General features: G+C 56.3%; 16 protein-coding genes and 1 tRNA gene. 6 read left to right on the top strand and 11 right to left on the bottom strand.

The features are described from left to right. Nucleotides 1-29 precede the first annotated feature (29 nt). From LAO21_18870 to LAO21_18830, 9 genes are all read right to left on the bottom strand, one after another. Nucleotides 30-623, bottom strand: a complete 594-nt coding sequence (locus LAO21_18870) for a universal stress protein (protein ID MBZ5554785.1) — start codon at nucleotides 621-623, stop codon at nucleotides 30-32. A 7-nt stretch (nucleotides 624-630) separates the two neighbouring features. Continuing rightward, nucleotides 631-903, bottom strand: a complete 273-nt coding sequence (locus tag LAO21_18865; protein ID MBZ5554784.1) for a hypothetical protein — start codon at nucleotides 901-903, stop codon at nucleotides 631-633. 32 nt (nucleotides 904-935) lie between these two features. Then, complete coding sequence (locus LAO21_18860) at nucleotides 936-2,537, bottom strand: APC family permease (GenBank protein ID MBZ5554783.1); 1,602 nt, start codon at nucleotides 2,535-2,537, stop codon at nucleotides 936-938. A gap of 461 nt (nucleotides 2,538-2,998) precedes the next feature. Next, nucleotides 2,999-3,712, bottom strand: coding sequence for a Fic family protein (locus LAO21_18855; protein ID MBZ5554782.1), 714 nt, complete (start codon nucleotides 3,710-3,712; stop codon nucleotides 2,999-3,001). 528 nt (nucleotides 3,713-4,240) lie between these two features. Then, a complete protein-coding gene (locus LAO21_18850) occupies nucleotides 4,241-5,731 on the bottom strand; it encodes a leucyl aminopeptidase (GenBank protein MBZ5554781.1) in 1,491 nt (496 codons plus the stop codon). A gap of 89 nt (nucleotides 5,732-5,820) precedes the next feature. Further along, nucleotides 5,821-6,291 (bottom strand): SsrA-binding protein SmpB, encoded by a 471-nt coding sequence (gene smpB, locus LAO21_18845; protein MBZ5554780.1) that lies wholly within the window; start codon nucleotides 6,289-6,291, stop codon nucleotides 5,821-5,823. A 280-nt stretch (nucleotides 6,292-6,571) separates the two neighbouring features. Next, nucleotides 6,572-7,282, bottom strand: coding sequence for a hypothetical protein (locus LAO21_18840; GenBank protein ID MBZ5554779.1), 711 nt, complete (start codon nucleotides 7,280-7,282; stop codon nucleotides 6,572-6,574). A 313-nt stretch (nucleotides 7,283-7,595) separates the two neighbouring features. Further along, nucleotides 7,596-9,038, bottom strand: coding sequence for a sugar transferase (locus LAO21_18835; GenBank protein MBZ5554778.1), 1,443 nt, complete (start codon nucleotides 9,036-9,038; stop codon nucleotides 7,596-7,598). A gap of 127 nt (nucleotides 9,039-9,165) precedes the next feature. Continuing rightward, on the bottom strand, nucleotides 9,166-9,912 hold the full coding sequence (locus LAO21_18830; GenBank protein ID MBZ5554777.1) for an NTP transferase domain-containing protein: 747 nt from the start codon (nucleotides 9,910-9,912) through the stop codon (nucleotides 9,166-9,168). A gap of 257 nt (nucleotides 9,913-10,169) precedes the next feature. Here LAO21_18830 and LAO21_18825 point away from each other — a divergent pair, with 257 nt between their 5' ends. From LAO21_18825 to LAO21_18810, 4 genes are all read left to right on the top strand, one after another. Continuing rightward, on the top strand, nucleotides 10,170-12,509 hold the full coding sequence (locus LAO21_18825; GenBank protein ID MBZ5554776.1) for a hypothetical protein: 2,340 nt from the start codon (nucleotides 10,170-10,172) through the stop codon (nucleotides 12,507-12,509). A gap of 7 nt (nucleotides 12,510-12,516) precedes the next feature. Continuing rightward, nucleotides 12,517-13,032 carry a type II secretion system GspH family protein gene (locus tag LAO21_18820; protein ID MBZ5554775.1) on the top strand — a complete coding sequence of 172 codons (516 nt, stop codon included), beginning with the start codon at nucleotides 12,517-12,519 and terminating at the stop codon, nucleotides 13,030-13,032. A gap of 10 nt (nucleotides 13,033-13,042) precedes the next feature. After that, the gene (locus LAO21_18815; GenBank protein ID MBZ5554774.1) at nucleotides 13,043-13,483 is read left to right on the top strand and encodes a type II secretion system GspH family protein; all 441 of its coding nucleotides are present in this window, start codon (nucleotides 13,043-13,045) and stop codon (nucleotides 13,481-13,483) included. Between the two features lie 218 nt (nucleotides 13,484-13,701). Then, a tRNA-Met gene (locus LAO21_18810) sits at nucleotides 13,702-13,778 on the top strand. A gap of 154 nt (nucleotides 13,779-13,932) precedes the next feature. Here the strand turns inward: LAO21_18810 and LAO21_18805 are convergent. Further along, the gene (locus LAO21_18805; GenBank protein ID MBZ5554773.1) at nucleotides 13,933-14,223 is read right to left on the bottom strand and encodes a hypothetical protein; all 291 of its coding nucleotides are present in this window, start codon (nucleotides 14,221-14,223) and stop codon (nucleotides 13,933-13,935) included. A 53-nt stretch (nucleotides 14,224-14,276) separates the two neighbouring features. On the opposite strand from LAO21_18805, the gene LAO21_18800 reads away from it, so the two are divergent. Both LAO21_18800 and LAO21_18795 read left to right on the top strand, forming a co-directional pair. Beyond that, nucleotides 14,277-14,714: a hypothetical protein gene (locus tag LAO21_18800; protein MBZ5554772.1), complete on the top strand. Its 438-nt coding sequence runs from the start codon at nucleotides 14,277-14,279 to the stop codon at nucleotides 14,712-14,714. Between the two features lie 47 nt (nucleotides 14,715-14,761). Then, on the top strand, nucleotides 14,762-15,841 hold the full coding sequence (locus tag LAO21_18795) for a hypothetical protein (protein MBZ5554771.1): 1,080 nt from the start codon (nucleotides 14,762-14,764) through the stop codon (nucleotides 15,839-15,841). 641 nt (nucleotides 15,842-16,482) lie between these two features. Here the strand turns inward: LAO21_18795 and LAO21_18790 are convergent. After that, nucleotides 16,483-17,736, bottom strand: coding sequence for a hypothetical protein (locus tag LAO21_18790; protein ID MBZ5554770.1), 1,254 nt, complete (start codon nucleotides 17,734-17,736; stop codon nucleotides 16,483-16,485). Between the last annotated feature and the right edge of the window lie 616 nt (nucleotides 17,737-18,352).

The raw sequence follows: 18,352 nt of genomic DNA, 5'->3' as shown, positions 1-18,352 counted from the left end.
GGATTTCGGGGTCTCCGAAAACCCAGGCCTCAGGCCTGCGGCGGGCTCAGGGCTAACTCGCTCACCGGAATATGGTCCACGATGACTTCGCAGGGCGCGTCGCTCAGGATCCGTTCTGTCGTCTTTCCGGCAAATTTCTTCAGGGCGGTCTTGTGCGGATCAATGGAGAGGATCAGGAGGTCGACATCCATTTCCTTGGCCGCCCGCAAAATTCCGCGCGCCGCCTCGCGATCGCGCTCGATGTTCTTCTTGGCCGGCAGCGCGTGGAGCTTCACGATATTCGCGGCCCGGGTCACCGCTTCCTGCGCCTTGGTTTCTTCCTGGTCCAGCGTGATGCCCAGCGGCAGCGTCAGAGGCACCTCAATGATGTAAGTAACAACAATCTCCGACTTCTGCTCTTGCCCTAACCGGCACGCCAGTTCGACGGCCCGGTCATCGTACCGCATGCCGCGCGTTGTGACCATGATGCGGCGCAGGGCGCTGATGGAGCGGCGCGCTTTCGCAACTGCCGCCTCAAGCTGGGGTGGCGGATGAAGCATCCACCACAGGATCGAGGACATCGAGACGAAGAAGACGACTGCGATGAAGATACCCAGGGGATGTAAAGCGAGTGATGGAGGCATGGTCTTGTCAAAACCGGGAAGACACGCGGCCCTTCTCCCTTGCCATCGGCAAAGGGTGCTCTCTATCCAGTACACGGCGAATTAGCCGCAGTCGATAGACACCGAATACAAGGAACAAAATGCCGGTGAGCATAACCAGCCAGGTCGCGGGTGAGCGGTAGGTGCGATAAATCATCACGATACCACAGAGGATGAAAATATAGGCATTCAACCATTTGAACCGATCCGACCAGGGGAGCCTGCCCCCGGGTTCAACCGGACTGCTTTGAATATCTTTCATCACGGATCCTCGACCTTGGCTGCCTGAGGCGGTCACGGCGTTGTCTCAGCTCTCTTCCGGAGCATCTTGTCGCGCTCGAGGAGTGCCAGCTTGTATTGTTCCAGCAAATCAAATTCCTCCGCCGACGTCAGCACCTGGATTTGCTCCTGCTCCCAGTTGTGCTTGACGCTTCCCAGAATGGGCAATCCAATCCTCCGGCGATAATAGAGATAATACGATAAACACAGAATGACCCAGGCCGGCCCTGCGATGCGCCCAATGGCGTGAGTGTAGACTACAAAAAAGAATATCATGCTCACGCCCAACGCACCAATAAAGCCCAGGATCGGGATCTGAATCGCCCGACCCTCATCACGCTTCCAAGGGAGGTTCAGCGGGACCCTGTACGGCCGCGGTGTGTAAGGATCGGCGAATCGCAGCTTGATCAATGAGATGAACACGATGATATACCCCAGGGTCGCGCCAAAAGCATACATGTTGCCCAGGGTGTCGATGATTTGGGGCGTAAAGGCCGAAGCGACAACGAACAAGATGCCTAAGCCCGAGAAGAACATGATGGTCCGTGCGGGCGTGCGGTATCGCCGATGGACTTTATCAAACCAGGGGCTCAACAGTTTCAGTTGACTCATTGAAAAAGTGAGCCGGGAGGCGCTCATGATCCCTGAATTGGCGGAGATCGCGAGGATGGTCATGCCCAGAAATGCGGCAAAGGGACCGGCAATGATCCCAATGAACGGGATGAGCGTCGCCAGAAAGGCCACCGGGTCCTCCAGGTGATCCCTGAAACTTTGCCAGCTGGAAACCCCGAGGCTCAGGTTGGAGAACGCCACGGCAAAAATGAAGACGGTGAAGATGAGGGTAATGGAAGTCCGGGGAATGATGGTGGCAGGACGGCGGGTCTCCTGCGCTGCCTGGGAGATCGACTCCAGACCCACAAAACAGATGATGCCCAGAGAGGTCCCGTAGGCAAATTGATGCAGATCAAAATGCCGCCACGTTTCGAGAAATTGAGAAATGATCAGCTCCGGCTTCCAGGCAAAAAGAAAGCCGCACATGACCAGCATGGATTCCGTCACGATATCGATTGCTCCGAGAATCTCGTTGAACAGGGACGATTCCTTCATTCCGCGGATGTTGAGCCAGACCAAAAACAGGATCAAGCCCAGCGCCACCACGACCATGACCCAGTCGTACACAACAAAGTTCGCGGTGAACTGGATATTGTGCTTGACCCGGTCGGCATGCGTCACGATCTTGGACCAGAAAGAAAGGAAATACCCTGCGGAGGCCACGGCAAAGAGTGAAATATCAATTGTATAATCGAGCAGGAGGGCGGAGCCCGCCACAAATCCCCAGAAATCGCCGAGACCGCGCAGTGCGAAGTAATGGCCGCCGCCCGCCACAGGATATGCCGAGGCAAGCTCGGTGTAAGCCAGTCCGATGCAGATATAAACCAGCCCAGCGATGGCAAACGCCACGCTCGCCATCCCCTGCGAGGCCGCAATGACCAGACCGAGGGCCGTGTAGATATCGGCCCCGACATCCGCGTAGCCCCACATGAAGGACCCCCAGATGGTCACATCACGCCGGAGCTCGACGGCTTCACCTGGAGCCTGTGGCGCATGAGTGCTCAAGGGCAACTCCTTACTCGGGATCTAGAATTGAACACGGGTGCGCTCCAAAGCAAGAATGGGAAGGCCGGCACCCCTCTGCGTTCGGCCATCTGGAAAAGAGCCCCCGGGGATCGTCTCGAGCCACCCCGAGCTGCTTCAGTGAATAGGCAAAAAAAATCCACAGGGTGGCTGTGGACATATGGATTCCCTGATTTCAATCATGCCCTTCCAAATTTTTTGATTCCTGAAAAAAATCGATCGCGCCGATCAGGTAAAGATCCCAGGAATCTTCATTCGCCGGCGGGGTTAGCTGACGGGTTCGAGCTTGAAAGTACTCTTCCCCGGCTCAAAGGCCGGGGATTCACCCCTCTTCTACGGTTCCCCCACATCCGCAGTCGGCGGATTTAGGCGGCACGGATCTCACATCTCACTTGCTTACCTTGCTATCGAGCCCGCCCATTCTACTCCGAATAAACGGGGTGTCAAGTTACCGGGGATGGAAGGGTTCCCGTGAGGCAATAGTCCAAGGTGCGGACGACGGAGGCAGCGATTCGGGCCGTCAGCCCGGTCGTATCCATCGCCAAGCCCGAATGAATGGCCTGCTGATACAAGGAGGCCTCCCTGAATTGAAAAATCGCCGGAGGAAATTCAGCCGAAATCAAGCAGGAGCTGGCCATAACGCGACAGGTGCGAGGGGTCCCGTCGGTGAATGGATAAATATCGAGAAGACGGACAAGCACCAGAGCAGTCCGTTGAACGGCATGCAATTCCAGGAAGCTGTCCGCCGAAACCCACTCCTCAAGCCGACCCATCGCCGCCTCAATCCCGTCGGCATCGGGCGGCTGGTGATCGACGGAGAGCGGGGCGATTCCACCGCTGCGGAACTGCCCGGCCTCATCACTGAGACCTTCCATCATCATCGAATGGACGTCCTTGATCAGAGGGAGGACTTGGACAATCGCCTCAGGGCGTGACATGAGGAGGGCGGTTGCGTCTTGATGATTTTCAATGGCCCTTTCCAGTTGGGATGCCGGTACTTCATCCAGCTGACAGTCGTTGGAGGCCCACTCGGTCGAAAGAATCAACTCATATCGGCCGTTTATCTCAGGATCGACTCTCTTCTCGCGAAACTCCTGGAGCTTCCCGTCCAGTGCATGGAAAATCCCTTTGCCGAAAAAATGAGTGTCGTGGGGCATAAAGTTCAAAGTTCAAAGTTCAAAAATCAGTCCAAAGTCCAAGGTCCAAGGTCCAAAGTCCAAAAACACAGTTCAGAGTTTCAAGTTCAAAGTTCAAAGTTCAAAAATCAGTCCAAAGTCCAAGGTCCAAAGTCCAAAAACCCAGTTCAAAGTTTCAAGTTCAAAGCTCAAAGTTCAAAAATCAGTCCAAAGTCCAAGGTCCAAGGTCCAAAAACACAGTTCAAAGTTTCAAGTTCAAAAATCAGTCCAAAGTCCAAAAACCCAGTTCAAAGTTCCAAGTTCAAAGTTCAAGAAACAAGTCAAAACTCCAAATTCCAAACAATTTCCAAATTCCAAACAAAGAGGAGGCCTGGAAACCACAGTCAAGAACAGGGCTTTTGCTTCTGCCCTCCGACTTCCAGCTTCCGGCCTCCGACTTCCGGCTTCTGGCCTCTGGCTTCCGGCCTCTGACTTCCGGCTTCCTTCCCTATTACCTATAACCTCCCGCCTCTCCCCTGACACCTGACACCCGGCACCTGACACCTCCCCTCATTTCTGCCCGCACACGGTCTGAATGACCGAGCGGATGCCAACGCCCGTGGGGCCTTCGCAACAATAGGGCTTGGCCTCCTCGAGCCACTCCGTGCCGGCAATATCGAGGTGGATCCAGGGCGTGTCCTCGGCAAAAGCCTCCAGAAACTTGGCCGCCGTAATGGTTCCGGCATAGCGGCCTCCCGTGTTTTTTAAATCAGCGATCTTGCTCTTGACTAAGTCTCCATACTCGACGTCCATGGGCAACTGCCACATCTTTTCCCCACACTCCTCTGCCGCCCGGAGGAACGCGTTCATCCACTTCTGGTGGTTCCCCATGACGCCCACCCGTACATCTCCCAGGGCAATCGACACGGCGCCGGTCAAGGTGGCCATGTCGATCAGGTGCGTCGCTCCCAGCTTCTTTACATAGCAGATGGCATCGGACAGGACCAACCGGCCTTCAGCGTCGGTGTTGATGACCTCAATGGTTTTTCCAGACATGGCGCTTTGAACATCCCCGGGCTTCTGGGCCTTCCCGCCGGGCATATTCTCCGTGGCCGGGACTGTGGCAATCACCTTGGTCTTGGGTTTCAACAGCGCGAGGGCCCGCATCACGGCGATCATAGAGGCAGCGCCGCTCATGTCATACTTCATTTTTTCCATTCCCTCAGGAGGTTTCAAGGAGATGCCTCCGGTATCGAACGTAATCCCTTTCCCCACCAGCCCGATCGTCTTGGAAGGATGTTCGACGCCCGGAGGGTCGTAGGTCAAGACGATCAGTTTGGGAGGTTCCTCGCTGCCGCGGGCGACGCTCAATAAAGCGCCCATCCCTAACTTCTCCATCTCCTTCTGTTCCAGGACTTCGATGTGCAAGCCGAATTCTACGGCCATGGCAGCCGCCCGTTCCGCGAGTCGCGTCGGCGTGAGTTTATTCGAAGGTTCATTGATCAGTTCGCGCGCAAAATTTTGAGATTCCGCAATAATCTGCCCCCGCTCGATGGCCTGAAGGATAGCGGACTTCCTCGCCATGTCTCCGCCCACCAGCCACACCGTCTGGATCGGATTCTTGGGCTCATTGTCGGTCTTGTAACGATCAATATCGAAGTGGGCCAGGATGATTCCCTCGACCACCGCCTGCGCAGCCTCCGCACTGTCAAAGGCACTGCGCTTGAGGAGGCCAAAATCCAAAATCGACTTTGAGCGCAGGGTTCGCGCAATCGCTCCCGCCAGTTTTCGCAATTGTCCCAGATCAAAAGCCTCTTTCTTCCCGGCCCCGAAAACAAAGATCCGCTTTGCTTGAAGTCCTTGCGGGTTTCGGGCGTAGGCGTACTCAAAGAGTTTCCCGGTCAGCTCCTTGCTCGACAAGAGAGACGTAATCAGGCCGCCGGTCACCCGATCCACATCGCGGATGCTCCCTTTCAACTCGGGTTCCTTCTCAAATACGTAGACCACCAGGGCTTCGACCTGCAAATCACTGAACTTCTTGGACGTCAGATCAAATTTCATAAATACGATTCTCCAAAATAAGAGAGTGTGTGTGCTTCAGTTTATGTTTCCACTTCTTGATGGTCATCGTGGAGATCACCGGCCCCGATCTAATTCTTTCCTCGCCGTCGCATGGCGGCACGGGCCTCCCGATCCGACTCTTTACGCCGCAGGGTCTCGCGCTTGTCGTGCGTGTGCTTGCCCTTGGCCAGTGCGAATTCACACTTGATCCTTCCCTTCTTCAAATACAGTTGCAAGGGGACCAATGTGAATCCCCGTTCCACGGTTTTTCCAATGAGGCGTCGAATCTCATTCTTGTGCAGCAACAATTTCCGCGCCCTCAAGGGATCATGATTCTGCCGGTTGCCGTGAGAATAGGGGCTGATATGACAATTAAGCAGCCACACTTCATTGGCTTTCACCTGCGCATAGCTGTCCTTCAGATTGGCGCGGCCTTCCCGGATCGATTTCACCTCCGTTCCACGCAGTGCAATGCCGGCCTCATACCGGTCGAAGAGAAAATAGTTGTGGGAAGCTGCCCGGTTAAAGGCAAATACCTTGTTCTCGAACGTATGCTGCATGAGGTCCTAATCCCAACTTTCAGCACGCCCCTCTCCCCCAAAAGGCAGAGGAATGGTTGCATTCATTCCGCTCCTTCGCCTAACCCCCTTTTGACCTTCGCGGCGCTCTTCGAGAGGGCAGCATCCAAACGTAAGCCTCAAATTCGGAATCCGGGTTAGAAAGGGATCACTGAGAGACGGTAGTAAGGGTGAGTTCACCCCAACCGTGGCTGAATAGTCAAAGGCCGTGCTTCGGTATTCATTCTACCGCAGGACAAAGAAAACATTTCAGGAAAATCGGTTACCGACGAACCGGGGGCGTTCCCGGCGCCCGTCGATCCGGCACAGGCGCCGTAGGAGAAGGCGGCTGAGCAGGGGGGTTGGCAGACGGGTTTGGATTAAAGGGATTCGGTGGCACCGGATTCTGAGCAGGCGGGGCTTGGGGATTTGTCCCATTCGGATTGTCACTTGCCTCAGGAAATGGCAGAAAACCTCCCGAATCTGCTTGGGGAGGTCCTGCCTGCTCCGGGGCGGCTTGCCCGGAAAAGGGATTCTGGGGGGTCGCCGAGGCGAACGGATTCGGCCTCTGAAATTGTCCCGCAGGCGCAGCGGGAACACTGGCAACCGACGGAATCACCGGGCCCTTCGGCGAAAGCCCAAGCAGGAGCACTTGACTAACGCTTTGAGGAGACTGAGGGGTTCCCACAACGATGAAATCAATTCCGCTGCCTTCGAGAACCTTCAAGACTCCCTCCCGAAGTGAGAGGTCCCTGAAGGAAATACTCTGCTGAACGTTGGCCACGCTTGGATCAACCGAGAGTTTGATCCCGGTGGCACGTGAAATGGCATTGAGAACCTGCGAAATCGTGGCGTTGTCAAACTGAACCGACAGTTTTGAATCCTGCCACAGCACGGGGGAGGCGGCCGTTTGGGAGTAAACCGGGACAGCACCCAACATTCCAAAACAAATCAAACAACCCACCCAGCTCTTAAGAGCTGATTTAATCCTCATGATAATTCTCCCCTCCTGGCACTGCGACATCCGCCCCTGATTGCTTCCCCGGACGGCCTCTGGCCCGGTCGGATCTGATACCCCGTCCCTCGCAAGATCACGCCCCAGATTGTCTTCAGATCCTTCGAAGAGTTACCACTGAAGATCCTATTCGAAGGGCCGGAATGCCAGATCGACCTCTTCAGCGCCTTTCCGGTTAATGCCCCGCCAAGGCCGCCTTCACAAATTTTATCACACCGGACAAGGATATTCCCGCGGAATCTCGGCATTGAATTCGGGTGGGGGTGGGGAGGGAGGGATGAAATGAGCCAGCTCAGTGTGCGCCGCGCATGGAAAGGACGATTGGAACCGTCTTGAGGAGAATCTTCAAATCGAGGAATATCGACCAGTTGTCAATGTACTCCAGATCCAGTTGCATCCACCGCTCGAAATTCAGATTGCTCCGGCCTTCCAGGATCCACAGACAAGTCAATCCGGGACGCATGCGCAGACGCCGGCGCTGCCACCGGCGATACTTTGCCACCTCATCAGGCAGAGGGGGCCGCGGTCCCACAAACGACATGTCCCCCTTCAGGATATTGATCAATTGAGGCAACTCATCGATGGAAAGCTTCCGAAGCAGGCGTCCCACCGGGGTGCAGCGCGGGTCATTGGAAACCTTGAAGACCGGCCCATCCAGTTCGTTCAGCGCTTCGAGCCCCGACTTCTGGGCCTCGGCCCCCTCCACCATGGAACGGAACTTGTAAAGCGTGAATTGCCGTCCCCCCAGTCCGCATCGTGTTTGCCGAAAGATCACCGGTCCACGCGAAGTGAGCTTGACGAGGAGAGACACCACCAGCATCAGCGGTGAAAAAATAACTGCCAAAACCAACGCCCCCCAAAAATCAAAGCTGCGTTTCAAGAAGAGGAGGTATTCGTTGTCGGGAGTGGTCGAAAAGGTCAGCAACGGCGTCGATTCCAACCAGTCCAACTGCATTCTCGAGATGACATGAGGGAAGAGGTTCAACAGGATCCGGGTCTTGACCCCCTCCTCCTCGCAGAGAAGGAAGATTTCCTCCAGGCCGGCCAGTTTTTCCTTCGGCACGGCGAAGATGATCTCATCAACCACGCGCCCATGGACCAGCTCGGGGAGCTCTTCAATTGTCTTCAGGGTAGGACAGATGGCCTGGGCCTTCTCGATGTTCTCTTCCCCATTCGAGACGCGGACGATAGCTGAGAGTTTGGCCCCTAGAACTTCGTGATCGTGGATCATTCGCGCGATTGCCAGGCCTTCGTCGCTGGTCCCGACGACAATAAAGTACTGGAATCCCCCGAATCGTTTGCGCACAGCCCGCCGCAGCCGCTTCGTGGAGACGCGAAAGACGGAAAGTGAAAGGAGGTTGATGATGAGGAAGATACCGATGAGCGAACGGCTCAGGTCCAGCTTCAGGGCGGCCACCATAACAAACACCAGGCCGCCTCCAATCGCAACCTGCTGGACTGCTTTACGGACGCTGACAATGTTCTCCTGCCGTTCCACGACGCGATAAGCATCCAGCAGGACGGCGATGATCGCCCACAGAATCAGAATCGCCGCCAGCAAACTACTGTACTCACCCAGGGGGTAAATCTCCCGCTGGAACGGCAATGCCCGGCGGACCCCGAAGGCGATGACGAAGCTCAAGGCGCTCAAGGCGCTCTCCAACAGCGCCAGGACGATCGCGGTGATCCTATTCTTTCGTTTGAGCATGCTGCCGACGTTGGGATTGGAGTTCATGCGCTTGCGGGTTCATTGGAAGCGCGGGGTCTCGGGCATCCGTCAAGATGCCGAAGGAGGGGTCTTCCCTGCAGCCAGGCATGAAAAACAAGGTCCGCGAATCCGGAATGAGACGCGCGGGCGGCTTTCACAACTCGGCTGTGTTCACCGCCGCACTGACACGCGGTTGTGCGACGAGCTGGTTGGCGCGCAACAGGGACTCAAAGGTCCCCGCATCAGTCCACCAACCCTCCAGGATGTCGTAGGCCATCGTGCCCCGGGCAATGTAGGCATTGTTGACGTCGGTGATTTCCAGTTCGCCGCGTCCCGAAGGCTTGAGCGTGCGGATGATCTCAAACACCTCCGCATCGTAAAAATAAACGCCGGTGACGGCATAGTTTGACTTGGGGACCTTGGGTTTTTCTTCGATGGCGACGACGCGATTGCCGTCCAGGTGTGCCACCCCAAATCGTCCCGGGTCCGTCACTTCCTTCAGAAGGATTCGCGCCCCCTGTTTTTGTTTCTGAAAGCACTCCGTCGAGGCCCGAATGGACTTCTCCAGGAGGTTATCACCCAGAATGACGCAGATCGAGTCCCCGTCAGCAAAAAATTCCGCCAGGGACAAGGCCTGCGCAATGCCCCCCTCGCCCTCCTGGTACGTGTAATTTATATGCCGCAACCCGAATTCCTTGCCATTCCCCAGGAGCTTGAGAAACTCGCCCGCATGGTTGCCGCCCGTCACAATCATGATGTCGGTGATCCCTGCATCTACCAGTGTTTGAATGGGATAGTAGATCATGGGCTTGTTGTACACCGGCAACAAGTGCTTGTTCGTAACGCGAGTCAAAGGATAAAGCCGGGTCCCGAGTCCGCCTGCCAACACCACACCCTTCATAGTCCTCACCACAATGGATCTAACATGCAAAAAATGAGCGCCTTTGCGCTTTCTGGAGGCGCTCGCAGTGTAGCGCGGCGCCGCGCAGAGTGTCAAAGAATTTGTTGTGAGGCAAACTTTTCCGTGATATTCTTCGTCAAAATTGATGTTAGCAAGACAGTTAACGCGCTCTCATCGAAGGATAAATCACAACGCATACCCCAATCACTGGCAGGAAACCTTTTATCCATGGAGCAATTTTTGTGAGATTTCAACCCTTGAGATGGTTTTCCGTACTGATCCTCGTTAGTCTTGCCGCCGGGCTGTCGGGATGCGGCGGGGACCCTGAGTTTCGAAGGGGTAAAGAGCAGGAAGCGGCAAAGAATTTCGACCAGGCGATGATCGATTTCAAAAAGGCTCTGGAGAAGAATCCCAACAATCTCCTGTACAAGGTCTACTATGATCGTGCCCGCCTGAAAGCCGGAATAATTCATTACGAGAACGGGCAGAAACTTGAAAAAGCCCAGAAGTATGCGGAGGCCATGGCTGAATACGAAAAGGCCTTCACCATCGACGGAGCGAACGATGTCGCCCGCGACGATTACGCTCGCGTCAAAGGGTTCCTTGAGAATCCCAGTCCCGCCAAGCAGGTTCCCGAGATTCAGAGCCTGATGAAACAAAATGAGACCAATCCCTCGCGCGCCGTTGAGCTTTCTCCGGTCATCACCACGCCGATCACGCTTAAAGTCACCGACACCAGCAAACGCGTGTACGAAACGATCTCGAAGTTGGCCGGCATCAACGTGGTCTTCGACCCCGACTGGGAGCGCGCCCAGGGTCAGGAACGCCTTACCATCGAACTGAATAACGTGACGTTGTTGGAAGCGCTCGAAATCATGCAGATTAAGACGAGGACGTTCTGGAAGCCGCTGAGCGCCAACACCTTGCTGGTGATCCCCGACAACCAGAGCAAACGCCGGGATTATGAGGATCAGGTCATCAAGACGATCTATCTCTCCAACTCGCTGGCGGCTACCGACCTGACCGAAACCGTGAATGCGCTTCGTCAGTTGCTTTCCCTGAGAAACATCGTCCAGTCCAATGCCCTCAATGCCATTATCATTCGCGATACCCCGGACAAGGTCGCCATCGCCGAAAAGATCGTGCAATCGATCGACAAGGCAAAGCCCGAAGTTATTATTGACGTTGCGGTAATGGAGGCCGATCGGGACCGCATCCGGGACCTTGGGATCAGCCCTTTCTTCGGGAGCAGCGCCGGAGTGGGAACGTCCGCCTCATTCAATAATGCGCTGACCGGGAACGCAACCGTCACGGGCGGGACGACTTCGGGAACCACGACCGGCGGCACCACCACCTCAGCATCCCCCGGGACAGTCCCGGTCAACCGGCTGGGACATCTGGCTGGAGGAAGCTTCAGCGTAGTGATTCCCTCCGCGACAGCCCAGGCCTTGCTCTCCGATACGAGGGCCCGGGTGCTTCAAAACCCCCAGCTGCGTGCCTCCGATGGAAAGCTGGCCAAGATCCGAATTGGGCAGAAGGTGCCCATCTCGACGGGCAGCTTCACTCCCTTTACCGGGGGTGGCGCCACCGCCGGGAATATCTTCAGCCAATTCCAGTATCAGGACGTGGGTGTGAATCTGGACATCACCCCTAAGGTCCATCTCGACCGGGAAATCACGCTGACCGTGAAAGTGGAAATATCTTCTATCGCGGGCCAGCAGAATTTCAACGGCCTGCTCGAACCGATCTTTAATAACCGGTCCGTGGAGCACGAAATTACCCTGAAGGAAGGTGAGGCGAACGTTCTCGCGGGGATTATTTCTGACGACGACCGGCGGGTGGTTTCGGGAGTTCCCGGGTTGTCCCAGATCCCCATCCTTCGATTCCTTTTTTCGAACGAACACACCGAGCGCAACACCCAGGAATTTATCATTGTCATGACGCCCCACATCGTGCGCCTGCCCGCGTATGATGAGATCAATCTCCGGGGCCTCTACGTCGGGACCGACACGGTCATTCAGTACAAGAACAAAGTGCCTCGACTGGGCGATGTGGCGGCCGCGCCCCCAGTGGCTCCACCTCCGGTGCAAACCCCGCCGCGCGCTCAGGCTCCCGTTCCGACGCCCACGACTCCCTCTCCTGCCCCAGGACAAGCGACATCCCCTGTTCCGACTGCGGGTCAGGGTGCCGCCTTCAGGATCAACCCGGTCGCTGGCTCGTTTCCCATGGGCAGGCCGTTTATGCTCACCGTCAATGTGGACAACATTCAAAATCTCTATGGCTGTACGTTTGCGCTGGTTTGGGATCCCAAGGTGATGCGGCTTAAGGACGCCTCCGAGGGAGGATTCCTTGGCAAGGACGATGAACCGATCGCATTGGTTCAACGACCCGACAACGAGGCGGGGACCGTCGTGATCACCTTGTCACGCCCTCCCGAGGTCGCTGCGGTCAGCGGTTCGGGTAGCCTGCTCACGATGGTCTTTGATCCGGTGGCCCCGGGTCAGACGACCCTGGCTTTTACGCAGATGTTTCCAAAGGACGCCAATGGCGGACGAATCGCGGCGATCGCCGCGCCCGGCCAGGTGGTTGTGAAATAATCTCCGGATGAGTCATAAACTCCCGGATGGAAGGTATGTAAGCGTGAGGCATCCCAGGTCTTCGGAGAGTCGACGCCGGCAGGGTTTTACGATCGTCGAGCTGATTGTCGCCTTTACTATCATGTCGATCCTGGCGACCGCGGCGCTTCCCCTGGCGCGGGTGACCATCCAGCGGGAACGCGAGATCGAGCTCCGGCGCGCCCTTCGCGAAATGAGGGACGCCATCGACAAATACAAGATGGCTTCGGATCAGAACATGATCGAAAAGAAATTGGATACTGAAGGGTACCCGCCCGACCTTCAGACGCTGGTGGACGGCGTCGAGCTGATGAACACGGTGGACAAGAAGATCAAGTTTTTGAGGCGGATCCCCAAAGACCCCATGATGGGCAACACGGATTGGGGATTGCGCTCCTATCAGGATGACCCCGATTCCTCGTCCTGGGGCGGTCAGAACGTGTTTGATGTCTTTACGAAGAATCAGGGCACTGCCCTGGATGGGACCAAGTACTCCGATTGGTAGGGCGAAGGTGATGGCTCAGGCCAAGTTGAAAAATCGATACCGGTCACCGCTCCGGGAACAGCCGCGGGCGAGGCGGGGTTTCACGCTGCTGGAGCTGTTGATTGTTGTTTCCATCATCATGATCCTGGCGACCGTCGTTTTGCCCAGTTATCGACAATCCATTACCCGCGCCAGGGAGGCAGTGCTCAAGGACGACCTGCACAATCTGCGTTCCCTGATCGACCAGTACACTGTTGACAAGCAGAAGGCCCCTCAATCGCTCGAAGATCTGGTGACCTCCGGATACATCCGCCAGATCCCCAAAGACCCCTTCACCAATTCCAATCAGAGCTGGAAAGTCGATTTCGACGACTCCGTCACCAACCCCGGCCAGACCGAATCGGGGATTATTGACGTCCACAGCGGGGCCAACGGCAGCTCCATCGACGGCACGGCCTACAGCAGCTGGTGAAAGCAGTTGTCAGTGGCCAGTGGTCAGTTCCCAGTCCTCAGTTGCAAACCTTCGCGGTCAGCCCATTAGCGTGGTGAAGAAGTCCCCTTGTCAAGACGCACAAGAGCCTTGGTTATTTGTTCTACTGACAACTGAGAACTGACCACTGGCAACTTTTTTTACCCTTGACGAATTTTCTCAGGCGAGTGTATCCTTTCCCTGATCGCACAGTTCAGTGACGCGGGGTGGAGCAGCCTGGTAGCTCGTCGGGCTCATAACCCGAAGGTCGCCAGTTCAAATCTGGCCCCCGCAACCAATTTCAAAGCTCAGTTCCCCCATGCGGAGGCTTAGCTTTTTTTGTTTTGTGACAGGCGCCGTAAATCGGGGTGCCGCAGGCATTGCAGAGAGCGCAATGCCTGCGAACTGAGGTTCCCGCTCGCACGTCGGGCCCATAGAACCGCGGCGTCAGTTCAAATCTGGCTCCCGCAACCAATTTCAAAGCTCAGTTCCCCCATGCGGAGCTGAGCTTTTTTGTTTTGTGACAAGTGCCGTAAACCGGGTGCCGCAGGCATTGCGTTCTTTGCAATGCCTGCGAACTGAGGCCGGGTGGCGCCCACATGCGCTCTTTGTCCGCCCAGGCGGATGCGATGCAACCCCGCAGCCCCTGCTAGTGTTTTTACTCCCTTGTTTCTTAAACCCTCCCCCCGGGAATGATCATCATGTTCAACCATCGTTGCTTTTATGAAGAGAGCAATCTTCACTACATCACCTGCAGCACCTATCGGGCTGGGTGGCGCCCACATGCAAAAAGCGCATGTGGGCGCCACCCCGCGAAGTTGAGGAGAAGAGTCGATGGCAATCAGCCGCGCAGATCGGGGAGGAGCGCAACGATTATTACGACATTCTGGAAGAGACGCAGAATGGCGGGACAGACATTACGCGGTGGCAGGTGTGGTTCCTGGGCTGTCTTGGCCGCTCCATCGATGGGTCGGAGACGCTGCTCCGCGGTGTGCTGGCCAAAGCGCGGTTCTGGGAGCGGGTCGGCGAGCCTCCTTTGAACGACCGCCAGCGTCGGGTGCTGAACAAGCTGCTCGATGGGTTCGAGGGCAAGCTCACGACGACCCAATGGGCGAAGCTGACGGACTCGTCTCATGACACGGCGTACCGCGACATTCTGGAACTCATCGGACGGGGCATCCTGGGGCGCAGCGCGGCAGGGGGCCGAAGTACAAGCTATGCTCTTGCTTTATGATGGCACGGGCAGACTCCTTCTTTGCCCCATCCACGTTACCAGAGCTTATGAAGACAGCCGACATTCTGATTGTAGGTACAGGCTCGCTGGCGACAGCAGTCGTAAACTCGCTTTCCCAGGCGTCGATCGGACGACTTCGAATTGCCATTGTCGGTCGATCCACGCTCAAGATGGCGCAATTGGCCCATATCGCCAACGCACGATCTATCACATTCGGTACAGCGGTCACCTTCGTGCCGTTTGAGATTCCTCAATTTAGTGCTCAGGCTTTTTCCCGGGCGATCCGGGCCCTCAAACCGAAAGTCATCCTTCACGTGGCTTCCCTCCAATCCCCATGGGAAGCAGTCGAACGGCCAAGCGGCTGGACGAAGATGGTGGCCGCTGCCGGGTTCGGGATCACCCTCCCTCTGCAGTTGGCCCTGGCGGCAGAGCTTAGCCGTGGTGCTGCGGACAGCGAAGCGGCCCTCGTGAATGCGAGTTATCCCGATGGTGTGAATCCGGTGCTCCACCGGCTGGGCCTCCGCACCACCTGTGGCATCGGCAACTCCGCGATTGTGGAAGCGTTCTGCCGATCTCATGAAAAGGTGAAGAGCGAGGACGTTCGCGTCATAGCGCACCATGGCCACCTCGGCCCTTGGCTGAAGGGAAAGCGGCTTCGGGCGCGACCGCGTGTCTGGGTTGACGATCAAGAGATCGACAGTTTCGCATTTCGGCCCAATCTGGGGCCGATCCACGATGAATTGAATCAAGTGACGGCCGCGACTGCGGTCTCAATCATGATGTCTTTACTGACCGGCCGATCGCTTCGCCGCAGCGTCCCCGGGGTCGGCGGTCTGCCGGGAGGGTATCCCTTCCATATCCGGAACGGGAAGTTCGTGCTGGAGCTGCCTTCCACGATTCCCTTAGAGGAAGCGATTGCGCAGAACAGAGCGGGTGAGCACTTGGACGGTGTCGATCTGAAATCAGGCGTGCGTTTCGTGGGCAAGGCTGGTCAAAGCCTCGCCTCCGCCGGGTTTGAGTATTCGCAGGGATACGATCTCAAAGACTGGCGAATCGTTTGCGAAAGGATGATTTCACTCCGAGACCGGCTCCGGCGAGTGCAAGAACAAGACCGTTGGCCCGCCTGATGGATAGTAAAAGGGGTGATTCAACGAGCATGCTCGTCAGGCAACGTAGGTCGGACCTGAAGTATCCCCCAACTGCGATTGGGGGGATTGGAGGTTGGAAAGCCGAAGGCGCCAGTAGGCTGAACTTGAACGATCCCCTCCGCCTAGGCGGGCCATCGGGGGGATTGGGGTGAAGATGCGCCGATCGTCGGTAGGCTGAACTTGAACGATCCCCTCCGCCTAGCGGGCCATTGGGGGGATTGGAGCGAAGGCGCGGCAGCCGGAGATCGGCTGCGCTTGAACGATCCCCTCCGCCTAGGCGGACCATCCGCGGGGATTTGCGGTCAGGCCTTGTCGGGCGGCAGGCTGGATCTGAACGATCCTCCCGATGTGGCCATGACTCAACTCCGTAGGAGTGGAATCTCTATAGATCGGCTGCTCCTGCTCTTTGGGTTGAACCCCTTTAGGGGTGACATATCTAATGTCGCACAAGCTGCCGCTCCCCTTCGTCTAGCGCTGAATGATACAGGTTTTCCCGAAACTGTTCATATGTCATAACATTCTCGTGTCGCGCACGCCAGGAAGCGCTATTCGGGTCACACATCTAAATTTTCAATCTTGATTCCTGTGCAGGAGAACCATTGAAAATTTAGACCCGAAAATTAGTTCTCCTTGCCTGACGGCGGTGAATTGCTGCCGAGAGGATGCATTAGTTTCTGGAGTTCGTCCGGGTCGTAGAAGAACGGATTGGAATCACGCTTGGAAAGTTTTTCTGGATTCGCCTGGTCTGCCATCGGTCCACCTCCCATGATCGCTGCTCTTCGCTGGAGTTCGGTCATGTAATCTTTGTCCATGACAATTTCCGCTGGCGTTGGTTCATTCAGCAACAAATCCCTGGGGCCAAGATAGAGATAAGCATCCACCATTTTCGAGAATCTGGCTTCCGCTTCGACCGGCATTTCTGAGAAGGTACCTTTCGGTGGAACCGGGCCTGCCGGAAGCTTGCCGCTATCTGCCACCCCGAAGAAGACGTTCCCCGTAGTGTGAGTCAGGTCCAGTAAGTCTGCCAGCCAGGTGCCTTTCATCTGTACGAGCGATGGAACGGGCCAGGACGCCATTCGCGCTTCAAACTCCCCGTTGTACTGCGCCAGAGGTGTCCAGTTACCGAATCCTGTGTGATCGGCAATCACCAGGGTCACGCCCGGATAAACTTTCTCATAGAGTCCGACTGCTGTGTTTCCCACATGAAAAAGATGTGCTGTGCCAAAGAGCATGAGCGCCTTGCGGCCTTTCGAGAGCACTTCCTTTTCCATCACAGAGGCAATGCTGACGTCGCGCATCAGGTATTGTCCTCGTCCGTAGTCCTCGGGGCTCTTTATTTTGCTCCAGTCAATGGGAGGGTCGCACGCCAGCACGCGGAGCTTCTTTTCCGATGGCAGCGTTTGATTGATCCTGCGAACCAAAGGGAAAAACGCCTCGTAAAAGCCGGACAAGCCACACATTGGCTGGGTGGTGTTGCGCCAAACCTGCCGTATTTCGGACGATGGCACATCGGCGCCCGCAATGTATCGGTCAAGGGCGGGCTGGTATAGCGAATTGCCGCATTCCACGGCGACCACGTTGACCTTGCTCGGAAAGGCGGGATTGCGGATGAGGTGGAGAATAAAATCGTCGAGATCCTTATTGCCGTGCGCGGCGCTCATGCCAACGACTTCGTAGTTGTTGAACGCAGCGAGAAGAGTCTTTTCGGCATCCCCGGGTTTCGGATTGCTTCCCTTGGGATTCGGGGCTGGCATATCGGTTGGGCCCTGAAGGGGCAGCGGACTTTTACCAGGCTCTTGCGCCGAGCCTGCCGCGCTGAAAAGCATCGTTAACAGAAACACAATAAGAGGAGCTCTATTCAACAGCCTTTTCATTAGGAATCTCCTTTTTCGGGTCTGATTCACTTGAAATGCATCGCTGACGCTTCGGGGTTTATGAAACACGCTCTAGGGACTGCTAGCTCTTCGTATTTGAGGGTCTATTTATTCGATTTTGCTGCAAAACCCCCTGTTTTTCAGGACCGAGTTGTAGCGGGAGATGGGATCGGTTCCGACAACGGGACAATTCCATCACACCTATCTCCCGCCGGAAATAGGTACCTGTCCCTAGTATGTTCGATGATCAGGTTCTGCGCTTCACACACCCTGCCCTAGCGGAAGAGTGTTACCGGACCTGCCGCGGCGGTGGTTGAGGAATGTGAACCACAAACGGCCTGTGGCCACCAAGGACGGATTGGAATCGGCGTCGGATTCTGCCGAAATCCCCGCTTGTCGAGACAGTCCGATTCGAGCCTCAGGACAGGCCAGAATCATGACCCAACGCAAGTGGATAGAGGCTGCAACAGGCGGTGCTCGGTGACTACTTGCGCGGTCGCGCCTTCCGCCGATTCGCGGGTACACCCCTTCGGCGCCTCGTCATGGGCTTCGTGGTGTCGGCTGCCTCAAACAATTGCCGAATGCCGTGTTCCAACAGTTCGACAGCACTCTCCAA

It is taken from the genome of Terriglobia bacterium, from assembly GCA_020073085.1.
In the GTDB taxonomy this organism is placed as follows: Bacteria; Acidobacteriota; Terriglobia; order JAIQFV01; family JAIQFV01; genus JAIQFV01.
The sequence above is the reverse complement of the archived record's forward strand: the minus strand, read 5'-3'. Positions and strand labels throughout refer to the sequence as shown.

Coding starts and splice junctions, on each gene's coding strand:
- LAO21_18855 (MBZ5554782.1), bottom strand. CDS start 3,712: ATGCCCCACGACACTCATTTTTTCGGCAAAGGGATTTTCCATGCACTG.
- LAO21_18835 (MBZ5554778.1), bottom strand. CDS start 9,038: ATGAACTCCAATCCCAACGTCGGCAGCATGCTCAAACGAAAGAATAGG.
- LAO21_18850 (MBZ5554781.1), bottom strand. CDS start 5,731: ATGAAATTTGATCTGACGTCCAAGAAGTTCAGTGATTTGCAGGTCGAA.
- LAO21_18815 (MBZ5554774.1), top strand. CDS start 13,043: ATGGCTCAGGCCAAGTTGAAAAATCGATACCGGTCACCGCTCCGGGAA.
- LAO21_18820 (MBZ5554775.1), top strand. CDS start 12,517: ATGAGTCATAAACTCCCGGATGGAAGGTATGTAAGCGTGAGGCATCCC.
- LAO21_18865 (MBZ5554784.1), bottom strand. CDS start 903: ATGAAAGATATTCAAAGCAGTCCGGTTGAACCCGGGGGCAGGCTCCCC.
- LAO21_18800 (MBZ5554772.1), top strand. CDS start 14,277: ATGTGGGCGCCACCCCGCGAAGTTGAGGAGAAGAGTCGATGGCAATCA.
- LAO21_18795 (MBZ5554771.1), top strand. CDS start 14,762: ATGAAGACAGCCGACATTCTGATTGTAGGTACAGGCTCGCTGGCGACA.
- LAO21_18830 (MBZ5554777.1), bottom strand. CDS start 9,912: ATGAAGGGTGTGGTGTTGGCAGGCGGACTCGGGACCCGGCTTTATCCT.
- LAO21_18870 (MBZ5554785.1), bottom strand. CDS start 623: ATGCCTCCATCACTCGCTTTACATCCCCTGGGTATCTTCATCGCAGTC.
- smpB (MBZ5554780.1), bottom strand. CDS start 6,291: ATGCAGCATACGTTCGAGAACAAGGTATTTGCCTTTAACCGGGCAGCT.
- LAO21_18840 (MBZ5554779.1), bottom strand. CDS start 7,282: ATGAGGATTAAATCAGCTCTTAAGAGCTGGGTGGGTTGTTTGATTTGT.
- LAO21_18790 (MBZ5554770.1), bottom strand. CDS start 17,736: ATGAAAAGGCTGTTGAATAGAGCTCCTCTTATTGTGTTTCTGTTAACG.